This is a genomic window from Streptomyces sp. NBC_01431 (assembly GCF_036231355.1).
Classification (GTDB): domain Bacteria; phylum Actinomycetota; class Actinomycetes; order Streptomycetales; family Streptomycetaceae; genus Streptomyces.
Window position 1 is genome coordinate 7,923,180 of sequence record NZ_CP109496.1, and the last position, 13,452, is coordinate 7,936,631.

Annotated in this window: 9 protein-coding genes and 1 pseudogene; 4 read left to right on the forward strand and 6 right to left on the reverse strand. The window is 68.0% G+C overall.

From position 1 onward, the window contains the following. Positions 1–8: 8 nt before the first annotated feature. Both OG522_RS36090 and OG522_RS36095 read left to right on the forward strand, forming a co-directional pair. On the forward strand, positions 9–1,523 hold the full coding sequence (locus OG522_RS36090; protein ID WP_329467238.1) for a UbiD family decarboxylase: 1,515 nt from the start codon (positions 9–11) through the stop codon (positions 1,521–1,523). Positions 1,524–1,552: 29 nt separating this feature from the next. After that, positions 1,553–2,109, forward strand: a pseudogene (locus OG522_RS36095) (transposase family protein); the annotation flags it as partial. 46 nt (positions 2,110–2,155) lie between these two features. On the opposite strand, the gene OG522_RS36100 reads toward OG522_RS36095, so the two are convergent. The 4 genes from OG522_RS36100 to OG522_RS36115 form a co-directional block, all read right to left on the reverse strand. Beyond that, positions 2,156–2,782: a peptidase dimerization domain-containing protein gene (locus OG522_RS36100; protein WP_329467239.1), complete on the reverse strand. Its 627-nt coding sequence runs from the start codon at positions 2,780–2,782 to the stop codon at positions 2,156–2,158. 176 nt (positions 2,783–2,958) lie between these two features. Next, positions 2,959–5,679: a SpoIIE family protein phosphatase gene (locus tag OG522_RS36105; RefSeq protein WP_329467240.1), complete on the reverse strand. Its 2,721-nt coding sequence runs from the start codon at positions 5,677–5,679 to the stop codon at positions 2,959–2,961. Positions 5,680–6,377: 698 nt separating this feature from the next. Continuing rightward, positions 6,378–7,499, reverse strand: a complete 1,122-nt coding sequence (locus tag OG522_RS36110; RefSeq protein WP_443074798.1) for an IS630 family transposase — start codon at positions 7,497–7,499, stop codon at positions 6,378–6,380. 88 nt (positions 7,500–7,587) lie between these two features. Next, positions 7,588–9,186, reverse strand: a complete 1,599-nt coding sequence (locus tag OG522_RS36115; protein ID WP_329467241.1) for a phosphatidylinositol-specific phospholipase C domain-containing protein — start codon at positions 9,184–9,186, stop codon at positions 7,588–7,590. Between the two features lie 558 nt (positions 9,187–9,744). On the opposite strand from OG522_RS36115, the gene OG522_RS36120 reads away from it, so the two are divergent. Beyond that, positions 9,745–11,172, forward strand: coding sequence for a Vps62-related protein (locus tag OG522_RS36120; protein ID WP_329467242.1), 1,428 nt, complete (start codon positions 9,745–9,747; stop codon positions 11,170–11,172). A 375-nt stretch (positions 11,173–11,547) separates the two neighbouring features. Here the strand turns inward: OG522_RS36120 and OG522_RS36125 are convergent, their stop codons facing one another. Next, positions 11,548–11,871, reverse strand: coding sequence for a hypothetical protein (locus tag OG522_RS36125; RefSeq protein WP_329467243.1), 324 nt, complete (start codon positions 11,869–11,871; stop codon positions 11,548–11,550). 62 nt (positions 11,872–11,933) lie between these two features. Between OG522_RS36125 and OG522_RS36130 the strand changes: the two genes are divergently transcribed. Continuing rightward, positions 11,934–12,551, forward strand: a complete 618-nt coding sequence (locus tag OG522_RS36130) for an acyl-CoA thioesterase (RefSeq protein ID WP_329467244.1) — start codon at positions 11,934–11,936, stop codon at positions 12,549–12,551. Between the two features lies 1 nt (position 12,552). On the opposite strand, the gene OG522_RS36135 is transcribed toward OG522_RS36130, so the two are convergent. After that, positions 12,553–13,443, reverse strand: coding sequence for a TauD/TfdA dioxygenase family protein (locus OG522_RS36135; protein ID WP_329467245.1), 891 nt, complete (start codon positions 13,441–13,443; stop codon positions 12,553–12,555). Between the last annotated feature and the right edge of the window lie 9 nt (positions 13,444–13,452).

Sequence of the window (13,452 nt, forward strand, 5' to 3'; positions counted from 1 at the left end):
CCACACCCATGAACCCGCCCAAGGACCTACGTGCGCATCTCGCCGCACTCGACACCCTCGGCGACCTCAAGCGCGTGCGGCGCGAGGTGAGCTGGGACCTGGAAGCCGCGGCAATCACCCGACTCTCCTACGAGCGCACCGCTCCCGCGCCGTTCTTCGAGAACGTCAGCGGGGCGGAGCCCGGCTTCCGCCTGATGGGCGCACCCGCCTCGCTGAGCTCCGTGCCCGGCAAGCCGCTCGCCCGTGTCGCGCTCTCCCTGGGGCTGCCCCCGGACCTGACTGCCGCGCAGCTCGTGGACACGCTGGCGGCGACCCGGGATCTGCCTGCGGTGCCGCCCAGGCTCGTGTCCCGCGACGGGGCCCCCTGCAAGCAGAACATCCTCCTCGGTCAGGACGCGACGCTGGATCGCTTCCCGGTACCTCGCGTCCACGAGCAGGACGGCGGCCGATACCTCAACACCTGGGGGATCATCGTCGCGCGCACCCCGGACGGCTCGTGGACCAACTGGTCGATAGCCCGCATCATGATGATCGACGGCAAGCGCATGACCGGCCTGGTCATCCCGCCCCAGCACATCGGTCTCATCTGGCAGGAATGGGTGAAGATCGGCAAGCCCATGCCCTACGCACTCGTCCAGGGCGGCGATCCGGCGATCCCCTTCGTCGGTGGCATCCCGCTCCCCGACGGTGTCGACGAAGCCGGCTTCATCGGCGCCCTGCACGGCGAGGCCGTCGAGGTCGTGAAGTGCGAGCTGTCGGACCTCGCAGTGCCCGCCAGTGCGGAAGTCGTCATCGAAGGGCACCTGTCCGTGGAACGCTCCGCCATCGAGGGACCCTTCGGGGAGTTCGCCGGATACGTCCCCGACGAAGCCTCCCGTCAGCCGGTCTACACCGTCGAGTGCATCACCCACCGCGATGCCCCGATCTGGCCGATCGTCGCCGAGGGCCGCCCGGTGGACGAGTTCCACACCGTCACCGGCGTCGGTATCGCCGCCGATGTCCTGCATGACCTGCGCGCCGCCGGCCTGCCGATCACCACGGCCTGGTCCCCCCTGCGCGCGGCCTCCCACTGGCTGGTGCTCACCGTCCCGGCGAGCTGGCGGGAACTCCTCCCGGACACCGACTCCCAGGAGTTCGTCCACCGCATCGGCGAGGTCATGGCCGCAGGGACCCGGACCGGAAGGCTCCATGCCCGGGTCTTCGTCCTCGACGACGACATCGACCCCGCCGACGACACCGACCTGACGTGGGCCCTGGCCACCCGCATCCACCCCACCGACCGCGCCGAGACGTGGAACGGCCCGATCCACCCCCTGATGAACTGCTACCACCACCATGAGAGGGCCACCATGACCGGGCCGGTCGTCCTCCACGACGGACTCCAGCCCGCCCCCGGCCAGGGACGCGCACCGCACAGCTCGTTCGCCGAGGCCTACCCGGCCCACATCCGCCAGCTCGTCCTCGACCACTGGGACGAGGACGGGTCTGTCCAGTCCACGGCCCTGGCTCACATCCGGTGGTAACGGAGCGTTAGTGGGCTCGTTGATATCGAGTGCGAGATATCAACGAGCTTGTGGCTACGCTGTTTTCGGGGCTGGGTTCCCTGGTTGTCGAGGATGTGGTCGACGAGGGCGAGCGGATCTGGGTCCGGGCGCGGACGCCCGAGGGCCCGGCTGTGTGCCCGGGGTGTGGGGCTGAGACGGCCCGGGTGCATGGCTACCACCTGCGGAACGTGGCCGACATTCCACTCGATGGGCGGCGGATGGTGGTCCGTGTGCGGGTGCGGCGTCTGGTGTGTCCCACGCATGGCTGCCGTCACACCTTCCGCGAGCAGGCGCCGGGGGTGCTGGAGCGATATCGGCGCCGGACAGCCCGTCTGACCAGGCAAGTTAAGGCCGTGGTCAAAGAGTTGGCGGGCCGGGGCGGAGCACGCTTGCTGGCGATACTCGCGGTGGGCATGTCTCGTCACACGGCCCTGCGCGTGCTGCTGGGTATCCCGCTGCCACCGGACGGGTGCCCCGCGTGATCGGTGTCGACGACTTCGCTCTGCGCCGGCGCCACCGCTATGCCACCGTGGTGATCGATGCCGAGACACATGAACGATTGAACCGCCCCGGGTCTTGATGGAGATCATCAAGAGCCGGAAGGATGCCGATCATGGGCTGCTCCCCGTAAATACCCCGACGAACTGCGTGAACGCGCGACGCGTCTGGCGGTCGAGGCCCGTAAGGACCCGGCTGGCCGTGCTGGTGCGATCAAGCGGATCGCCGACCAACTGGACGTGCATCCCGAGGCAACGGCAGTCTTGGCCCGCACCGCCAGGCCCAGCGAGGCGGCGGCATCCATCAGCGCGGCGGCGGGCTGCTCGTGCGACCGCAACTGGAAGGGCGGCCAGCTGGGCGATGGGTGTGATGCGCGTGGGTGCGGGGCCGGGCAGCTCGGCATCGAGCTCGGCGGCGGCCTTGCGGACCAGCGTCTCGGCGTCGTGGGCACCGAAGGCCGGGGTCGTGCGCACGTCGACGTTCAGGTCACAGCGGTCCGCTGCCACGGAAAATCCCTCGCCCCCATGGATGGCGGTGAGTGACAGCTTCGGCGGAAGCCCGAACGCCGCGTCCGCCGCCGGTGCGCCGGGCAGGTCGGCCATGCCGAGGAACTGGACAAGACGCGCGGCGCGGGAGACGGCGCCCAGAACGCTTCGGCTGGAGCCGGAGTGCCCGGAGTCGGCGGACACCGTGAGGGTTGCGCGCCACAGGCCCCGGCCCCCGACGACGGCATCGTCCATACCGGGGTAGCCGATCACTGGGGGTCGGCGGAGGCAAAGGCAGCCATAGCCTCGCGCACGGGTTCGGCAGCGTCTTTCGGTGCCAGGCGAGTGTCCAGGCCCAGCACCTTGACGCCCGGCCCGGGTGGGGTGCCCCGGCGGCACCGGGGGTCCCGGCGGTGGCGTCAGGCGGGACGTCAGAGGAGTTCGTCGTCGGGGAAGAGGTCGAGCAGCGCTTTGCCGTCCAGGTCCGGTGGCGGGGCCCCTTCGTCGGACAGGAGCTGCTCCGCCCAGATGATCTTTCCTTCGGCGGTGTAGCGGGTGCCCCAGCGCTCGGAGGTCCGGGCGACCAGGAACAGCCCGCGGCCTCCTTCGTCCGTCGTGGCCGCGTACCGCAGGTGGGGCGATGTGCTGCTGCCGTCGGTCACTTCGCAGGTCAGGCCCTGGTCGTGCAGCAGCCGTACCCTGATCGGCGGGGAGCCGTAGCGGATTGCGTTGGTGAGCAGCTCGCTCAGGATCAGTTCCGTACCGAACTCCAGGTCCGCAAGACCCCATTCCCTGAGCTTCGCGGCAGCCGCGGCCCGCATCCCGGCGACGGCGCTGGGGACGGGCGGCACGTCCCATTCCGCGACCCGGTCGGGTCCCAGGGCCCGGGTACGGGCGACCAGCAGCGCCACGTCGTCCTTCGCGCGGCCGGGCAGCAGCGCGCCGAGCACGTCGTGGCAGGTCTGCTCCGGTGTGCGGTCGGTACGGGAGAGCGCCTGGCGCAGCAGTTCCATGCCGGCGTCGATGTCCCGGGTGCGGTCCTCGATCAGCCCGTCGGTGTAGAAGACGAGCCGGCTGCCCTCCTCGATGTCCATTTCCATGGTCTCGAACGGCATGATGCCGAGCCCGAGTGGCGGTCCGGCCGGGATGTCGGGGAACTCGACGCTCCCGTCGGGGCGGACCACGGCGGGCGGCGGATGCCCGGCGCGGGCGAAGCAGCAGCGGCGGGTGACCGGGTTGTAGACCGCGTACAAGCAGGTGGCCCCGGTCATCGCCGAGCCCTCCAGCCCGCCTGCGGCACCCGCCTCGTCCTGGTCGATACGACTCACCAGTTCGTCGAGGTGGCTGAGGAGTTCGTCGGGCGGCTGGTCCAGCGTGGAGAAGTTGTGCACCGCGGTGCGCAGGCGCCCCATCGTCGCCGCCGCGTGCAGGCCGTGGCCGACGACGTCGCCGACGACCAGGGCCACGCGGCTGCCCGGCAGCGGGATCACGTCGAACCAGTCGCCGCCCACCCCGGACTGCGCGGGCAGGTAGCGGTGTGCCACCTCGACGGCGCTGTGCCGGGGCAGTGCCCGCGGCAGCAGGCTGCGCTGGAGTGTCACGGCCAGGGCGTGCTCGCGGGTGTAGCGGCGGGCGTTGTCCACGGACACCGCGGCGCGGGCGACCAGTTCCTCGGCCAGGGAGAGGTCGTCCTCGTCGAAGGGCTCGGGCTTCTCCGAGCGCCAGAAGTTGGCCACCCCCAGCACGGCCCCGCGGGCCTGGAGGGGGACGGTGATGAGCGAGTGGATGCCGTAGCCGATGATGTCTTCCGTACGCTCCGGGTCCTGCGCCTGCCAGCCCGGCGCCCGCGACAGGTCCGGCACCAGCTCGGCGTGCCCGCTGCCGAACCCGCGGGCCTGCGGGGTCGACGGAAGGAACTCGATCAGCTGGCCGCACTCGTACAGCGGGTGGTCGTCGCGGATACCGCTGACGGCGGTCCGGCGCATCTCCGAGCTCGTGGGGTTGGGCTCCTCCCCGCCCAGCACCGGGTCGGGCAGGTCGACGGTCACGAAGTCGGCGAAGGCGGGCACCGCGACCTCGGCCAGTTCCTCGGCCGTGCGTCTGACGTCCAGCGTGGTACCGATGCCGACCCCCGCGTCGTACAGCAGCCGCAGCCGCTCGCGCGCCACCTCGGCCCGGCCCGTGAGCGCCCGCAGCTCCGTGGAGTCGCGGATGGTAGCGACAGTCCCCATCGGGCCCCCGGGGCCGTCGGTGGGCCGCTGGTTCACCACCAGCAGCCGGTCCCCGGTCGCATGGACCTCGTCGGTGGCCTCCCGGCCGGACGCCAGCAGCTCGGCTGTGGCGGGATCGAGTCCTTCCAGCTCCGCGACCGGGCGGCCCTCGGAGTCGGGGGCCAGTCCCAGCAGCCGCCGGGCCTCGTCGTTGGCGAGCAGCACCGTCCCGTCGCCCGCGACGATGACGACGCCTTCCCGCACGGCATGCAAAACCGCGTCGTGGTGCTCGTACATGCGGGTCATCTCCGCCGGGCCGAGCCCGTGGGTCTGGCGCCTGAGGCGTCTGGTGGCCAGCGCGGTGCCGCCGGTGGCCAACGCGAGGCCCACCGCGCCCGTGCCCAGGATGACGATCAGCTGGTGGTTGGTCTCGCTGCTCACATTGCGGACCTTGAGACCGGCCGAGACCAGGCCCACCACCCTGCCGCCCGGTGCGGTCACCGGCACCACCGCCTGCACCTCGCGGCCCAGGGGTCCCTGCACGCTCTCGACGAGGACCTTGCCCGCCAGGGACGGTCCGATGGTGCCCACGAAACGCTTCCCGATCCGATCCGGCAGCGGATGCGTGTAGCGGATGCCCTTGGTGTCCATCACCACGATGAAGTCCACGTGCGCCGCCCTGCGGGTCTCCTCGGTGATCGGCTGGAGCACCTTGGAGGGATGGGGTGAATTCATGGCCGCGATGAGCCCCGGCGAGTGGGCGAACGTCTCCGCGACGGCGACCGAGCGGTTCTTGGCCTCGTTGTCGAGATCGCGCCGGGTCTGCAGCGCGAGCGCCAGAATCGCGCCGATGACGAGCAGGACGACGACTGCCACCTGGAGGATGAAGACCTGCCCGGCGACACTTCTGGGGCGCTTGGGGAGCAGCGACCGAACCGACACGCCCCGTAGTCGGCCGAAACGCCTGATCACACACTCTTTTCTACACCCCTGTCCGCCCTGTCCGCCGGGCGAGCCATACACGTGACTCCGGCCCCGGTACTGGTAGGAGCCGGCGATCGAGTAGTCGGTGTTCCCTGTTTACGACCGTCGACGTGGACAGGGGCAGCCGTTCGGCCAGAGAAGCGTGAGGTCAGGGCCGCCGAGACCACAATGGAGAGCACGAACGAAGAAGGGCCCCACCGCCGGTGGGTGGGGCTTTTGAACGGTGCTGTACGGAGGTGAATGCAACCAGAACTGCAACCACGGACGTGGCAGCCGTGGCCCGTCGCCATCCGGGTGCAAGGACGTGAACTGGGCTATTGGCGCTCTTCCATGATTCTCTGGGCTGCCCCGCAGGTCCACGTCGCCGGCGACTCCATGGGTGGGTGCTTGATGAGGTCGAACCGGTCCGGATGGCTGACGAGTATGGCGTGCACCGACCCACTTTTCGGTTCGCGTCAGTGCCCCGGCCCCGGCCCCGGCCGGCCGCTCCGCCACAACCAAGCGCCCGTTCCGCCCCGCGTCCCGAGCCCGTTTGGGACGCCAACCTCCCCGTCCGCGAACACGACCGCCTGAACGCCGCCGCCGTCGAAGCCGCCCGAGTCCTGCACAACGTCGTCGCCCACCTGCGGCACACCGACGGCAACCGCCGCTGGGCCCTAGTGTCCTGCGCCGGAGATCCGTTGGCAGTAGCGGGCGAGGGAGTCGAGGATTTCTGCGGCGGTTTTGGTCCAGATGAACGGCTTGGGGTTGGTGTTCCACTCCTTGACCCATGTGCGGATGTGGGCTTCTAGGGTTTGCACGTTGTGGTGTGTGCCTCGGCGGATCTTCTGGTCGGTGAGGAAGCCGAACCACCGCTCGACCTGGTTGAGCCAGGATGAGTAGGTCGGGGTGAAGTGCAGGTGGAACCTGGGGTGTCTGCCCAGCCATGCTCTGATCGTGGGGGTCTTGTGGGTGCCGTAGTTGTCGACGATGAGATGGACCGCCAGGTGGGCAGGGACTGTCTTGTCGATCCGGATCAGGAACTTCTTGAACTCCAGGACCCGGTGGCGTCGGTGCAGGGCGGTGATGACTTCACCGGTGGCGACGTCGAACGCGGCGAACAGGGTGGTCAGCCCGTTGCGCACATAGTCATGGGTGCGTCGCTCGGGCATGCCCGGCATCATCGGCAGTACGGGCTGGGACCGGCCCAGGGCCTGGATCTGGGACTTCTCGTCCACCGAGAGAACCACCGCGCCCTCGGGCGGGTTGAAGTACAGGCCGACGACATCGTGGACCTTCTCCACGAACAACGGATCCGTCGACAGTTTGAAGGTGTCCGTCAGATGGGGCTTGAGCTGGAACCTCCGCCAGATCCGGCCGACGGTCGACTTCGACAGCCCGCTGCGGTCCGCCATCGAAGAACGCGACCAGTGGGTCGCGTTCTTCGGGATTTCCTCCAGGGTCGCCACCACCACGGCTTCCACCGCATCGATACCGATGACGGGCGGCCGGCCCGGCCGGGGCTCATCCACCAGCCCGTCCAGATGCTGAGCCAGGAACCGGCGCCGCCACTTGCGGACCGTGTCCGCAGCCACCCCCAGGTTCCGGGCCACCTCCACGATCGGCGGCACTTGCGGGCCCGCACACGCCAGCACGATCCGCGCCCGCAGAGCAAGTGACTGCGCCGACTTCGCACGGCGGGTCCACCGCTCGAGCACCGCACGCTCGTCCTCGGCCAGGAGTAACGGCTCCAGCTTCGGACCCCGACGAGGAACTGACGCACCAGCAGCAGAAGTCACACAACAACTAACGAACCACTACTGGCGCAGGACACTAGAGCCCTTTTCGCGGCCTCCGGCCATCGTGCCCGCTCATCCTCTCCAGTGATTACAGTGGCGACACGTCGAAGGTGCGATGTACCCAGTCCGAGGAGCCGCCGGGGTTGGACTGTTTGACGCTGATCTCGTACAACCGATTGATGGGCAGGTCCCGGTTGCATTGCACGGCCCACATGTCGCCATTCGTCACACGCGTTTCGGCTAGCACGGTATTCGGGTCGCCCTTCTTGCAGACGGTGATGATGGCCCCCGGCTGTCCGTAGGTGCCTCTGAAGGTCGGGCGCCGTGATACCGATGCCAGGTGTCCCGGTTCGACAATTGCCGGAGGCCGGGGCGGCGGAGGCACCTGCTTTCGTACATGGAAGGTGCGGTTCGGCACCCAGTCCGATTGTCCGTATTCGTTCGACTGTCGTGCGCTGATTGAGTACGGACCTTCTGGCAGCTCCCGGTTGCAGGGGACTGACCACTTCCGTTCGCGGTCTACAGTGGCAGTGCCCAGTACTGTGCCGGGTTCTCCGGTCTTGACCACCGTGATGGTTTCCCCCGGCTGTCCTCCGGTGCCGCTGAACACGGGTTTTGTTTCGGTGTACTGGCTCTGCACCGGAACGGTGATCTGTGGTGTCCACGGCCGTATGCGGTTCATGTTGATGACTTCCGTCATCATGTTGGTGTATCCGCCGGAGGTTGAGTTGTGGGGGCGGTCGCAGTAGTTCAGCAGGACCACGCCCACGGATTTTGTACGGTCGTGCAGGCGAGTCAGTTCCTGGAGAGTGTATGGATTAAGTCTCTGGGCGTAACCCCAAGGGGTATGAGGAGAGCCTGTCGCGGTAGTGTAGTTCAGGAACATCTTCGATTTGGACGGTCCGGCGTCCATCGCCTTGATCAGGTGATTGCGAACGTAGGATTTCTTGGCGTCTATTCCCGGCTTGTTCCAGTGGTCCTGGATGTCGAACAGGCTGGAGCCGAGGTCCAGTCCGCCGATGTAGGGACCCCTGGTCGCCAGTACGATCTTTCCGCGAACCTCACCGAGAGTCGGAAATTGATTGCTGATGTGGAACAGGCGGCGCCATCCGTCCTGGTCGAGATAGACATCTTCGAAGGTGCGCTTGAAGTCGGCAGCCGCCGAATCGGACTTGGTCTCCGAGAGCCGCATGAAGATCGTCTCGGTGGGGCGCGCCTTGAGGAATTCGTGGCACATCTGCAGCACGCTGCCGAAATATAGGTGCTGGTTTATATTGCCATGGAACACTTCGAAATACTGTGGGCTGCGACGGGCGCAGCGGATGTCGATGAATCGGATACCGTTGTTGAGCTGCCACTCCAGGTTCTGGGCCTGGCACCGCCCATACCCGAAGGCCGTGTCGTCGTGGACAGCACAACTCTCGTGCGTGCCCGGGATCGAGATGTCGGTCACTTTGGTTTCGTTTGGTATGCCTGACATCCAGTTGTTCAGCTGTGACAGTACTGGTATCGATTCGCCGAACGCGGCGGTCTCGTCGCCCTGGTACTCGGGAGCCGTTTCGAGTGTCAATTGAGACAGGAACGCTGCCATGTCCGCAGCGGACGTGACGTGTTCCGACGATGGCTCATTGCCGCTGCTGTCGGCAGTTGTGTGAGGCATGACGTAGCTCCTTTTGCGGTCGGTCACGGAAGCTGTATAGGGCAGAGCTGGTCAGCGGCTGGAGCACCTCCGTGGCCATGAGATGGGCATGCCGGGCTCAGGCAGTAACCGGTCCCCAGGGGCAGTTCGCCAGGACGCTACAGCTGTCGCCTGATACCGCTTCGGGCGAACCAACATGAACGGCCGGAACATGCCCCAGCACGGCCAAAACCCCCCACTCGCGCAAGCCCCACGGCTGCATTGCGAGCGGGCACCGGAGCCCGAATCCTGGTCCACGCCTGATCCACACGCACCGGTCAACGGAGTGGCGGAAGAGCCGGGCCACCGCCACCACCGGCGCGGAGGCAGGACGGTCAAGGGCCCTCACCGGACGTGACTAAAACAGGCGGTGAGTACGTCATCGCAGCTCACGAGACACCCCGGCACTCGCGCCACCCTCAGGGGCCGCGGTAGCGAAACGGAAGTGGCCGACATGCGCTGTTGCGGCGCCCGGGTTCGCAGGTCCTCGGGGTCTCCTCGCAGGGATCCGGTCTAGCCTCCTCCTGCGTGCCTGCACCGCGCGGGCACACCAGGACAGGGGGCACGATGCCACGCATCGAAACCTTCGGTGACATCGACATCTGTTACACGACGGCCCGCACTCTTGTGTGGAGCAGCTTCGGGGCACGCGGCCAGAGGGACGCCAACTTCTGGCTTCCGACGCTTCTTCCGGCGAACTCGTTCCGCCCATTGGGGACCTACGTCTTCGCCGGAACTGTTGATGAGGTCAAAGACGAGGCTTGGTCGGCGACCGGTCGGCCGTTGCCGCTGGTTCGCAACCGGGGCAACGGGCAGGGGCCGCTGGCCAGCCCGGTGCGCTACGAGCGGCTGTGGCATGACCGGAACAGCGGCGCGGGCCTGTACGGCTCGGCGTGGAGGCCGATCCCACCGAACGGCTACGTGGCGTTGGGGGATCTGTGGTGGCCGGGATGGGACGAGGCCCCGCCGCTGAATGCCACCTGGTGCGTGAAGCAGGAGCACGTGAGCCACACCTACGTCCAAGGGGCGAGGATCACTCCGCGACTGTGGGACGACCGGGGCACCGGAGCCCATGAGAGCGTGGCGGTATGGGGGCTGGATGCTCCGCCCACCTCGGTAACGGACAGGACGGAGCGGCTCTTCCTGCCCGCGCAGTACACGACCACGGTGAACCACTACAACGTGGCGGACCCGACCCCCACCTCGTGGGTGCTGGAAGTACCCGCCGACGTCGAGACGCGCGAGGTGCCCGGGCCGCCGAGGATGACGTCAACCGCTAGGCCGGAAGCGCCTGCCCCGGTTACTGACCGCATCGTGCGCGTGCCTCTCACCGCGGTGAACGACCCCGACCGCAGCGAGGAATGGAAGATCGAGAACAGCCCCTTTTACACCATTCGGCGTCAACTCGGATACGAGGTGGCCGTCTACGGCTACAACCGCGAAGGATCGAGACCCGTCATCGCAGGCGAGGACGTGAAAACCGGGTTTAGCAAGGAGGAAGAGGAGACGTTCACCGAGAAAACCACCATCTCGGTCAACGTCAGTGCCGGGGTCTCCTTCAAGGCATTCTCCTTGGGGGCCGATGTCAACATCACCCGGGAGATCGGCTACGAACACAGAACCAACGTCGCCGAGTTCGAGGAGCGGTCCTACCCTAAGCAGATCAGCATCCCGCCGCAGGCAGCGGGCGTCTTGTGGGTGGAGGTCCACCACCTGGAGGTCTACCGCGCGGACAACACCCTCGTCGGTGACGCGACGCTCTCCTTCAGGATCAACAACTCATTCGTGGTGGGCGAGTACCCGCCCGGCGCCGGCGTGATCGACCTCCCGGACCCCGCTGTTGCTGAACCCGAGTTCTCCCAGGCCCCGGACATCGACTGGGAGACCGGCGAGGGGCTGCCCAAGATCGACATCGGCGCACTGGCAAAGCAAGCCGAGCAGGAGAGCGGAGACCAACAGCCAAGCCGACCTACCATCAGGAGTGCGGGCACGTAGAGGAAAACAAGGGTGCGGTCCGCGGCGCAGTGCGGACCGCACGCTCGCTACAGCCGTCGGGCCATCATTGATGACAACTTTGCGGCGGGGCAGCGGGTGGCTCACTGGCAGCCGAGACCAGGCTGGACCGCACCCCGTTCTCGGCGCGGCTGAGGGCCAGACATAAAACTGGCGTCTCTGGCTAGCGCGGCGGTTGATCACCACGTGTGACTGAGCGCTTCAGCTGGCGGATGAGCAGCCGACTTGGCGGGGCTGAGCGGTTGAGTTGGCGGACGTGTTGAGCCGAAGCACGATAGTTGTCACCAAGGCAGGCATGCTGGCACCAGGGCCACCGGGCGGCGACTGCTGAGCGGAGTTCTGGACCGCGGTGCAGTGTCAGCTGTCCACTCCGGCTTCCCGCTTGCGTCGGCACAGCACCTGGTCGCTGAAGAGGTGTCGGCACCGGTCGAGCAGTTCGCCTACTTCCGCGTTGCCGTGTGGCTCGTCCGGTGCCGGACACCAGCGTTGCACTGATTGCGCGGCCCAGGTGCGCAGCTTGATTTCCGGGTCTTCGAGCAGACCGACCGCCGTCCGTAGGGCCACGATGCCGCCGCGCGAGTCGAGCAGCCGGAAGGCGCCGACGCGGACGTGCCGCGGCCGCTGAGAGCTGGTGCGCTCCCATAGCCAGTCGGCGGGCAGTTCCTTGGCCGAGGGCAGCATGACGGCGGCGGCCCGGCAGGCCCCTCAGCAGTTGCCCGCCGCGCGCTGAAAGGCCCTGTGACGTGGACACCCTCACCAACGGCCCGGCCCACAAGGCACCGGCCGACTCGGGCGGGACCCTCGCCCACATTATGAGCGAGCACGACACCAACCTGTACGGCACCATCCACGGCGGCGTGATCATGAAACTCATCGACGACGACGACGACGACGACGACGACGACGACGCCGCCGCGGCGGCCGCCGGACGGCATGCCGGCGGCCCCGCCGTGACCGTCTCGGTGGACCGGATGACGTTCCTCCTGCCCATCCACGCGGGCGATCTGGTGAGCTTGCGCGCGTGCGTGGAGTACGCGGGGCGCACCTCGATGGACGTCGGTGTGCGGGCGGCCGCCGAGCGGTGGAACGCCTCGGGCCCCACCACCGAAGTGGCCACCGCCCGCCTGACGTTCGTCGCCATCGGCGAGAACGGCAGCCCCCGTCCGTACCGGAGCTGCGCCCGGTCACGGCCGAGGACCACCAGCGCCATCTGCACGCCCTGCAACGCCGCGCCGGGCGCGCGCGGCAAGGCACGGCCGCGAGCTGAGCGCGGGGTGGGGCGGGGCGCCGGCGGTCCGGCGCCCCGCCCCACCTTCCGGGGGAACAGCCCTGACCCCGCCTTCCGCGGGAACAACCGGTAGTTCATGCCTCCGGTGTGTAGTGCGAGGCGTCGCCCGCGATCGAGTAGCTCTCCTTGCCCTCGATGCCGACCGGTACGTCACCGGCGACCGTCACGCGGTGCAGGCGGCGCGGCAGGCCGTTGTAGTTGTCGATGGCATAGTGCTGGGTGATCCGGTTGTCGAACAGGACGAGCTGGTTCGGCGACCAGCGCCACCGCAGGATGTTCTCCGGCCGGGTGACGTACGCCTGGAGCAGGTCGAGGATCTTGCGGGACTCCGCCACCGATAGGCCGACGATCCGCTGGGCGAACCCGCCGATGAACAGGCCGCGTTCACCGGTCAAGGGATGCACGCGGACGACCGGGTGGGCGGTCCGGAAGTTGATCGACGTGAACTGGACGCGCTGCTCGGCCTTCTCCTCGTCGACCTCCTCGTCCGGCACCGCGTAGTCGTAGTCATTGGTGTGCTCGGCCCAGAGCGTGTCGGCGAGCAGCCGCAGCGGCTCCGGCAGACTCCGGTACGCGGAGGCGGAGTTGGCGATCAGCGTCTCGCCTCCGTACGGCGGGACGGTGATGCTGCGCAGGGTGCTGGCCTGCGGTGGGTTGAGGACGAAGGTGACGTCGGTGTGCCAGTGGTTGGCGCGGCCGCGCTCGCTGTCCACGGGCAGCACGTTGGGCGCGTCGTCGACGGCGGGCACGGTGGGGTGGGCGGTGGTGAGGTCGCCGAAATGGCGGGCGAAGGCCTGCTGGCCCTCGTCGTCCAGGTCGACGTCGTCGAAGACGAGCGCCTTGTGTTCGTTCAGGGCGGCGCGCAGGGCGGTGACGCTCTCCGCGTCGAGCGGCTTGGCGATGTCGACGCCGGACACCTGGGCGCCGATGTGTGCGGTGACCTTGCGGATCTCTATGCCGGACATGTTGGGGGC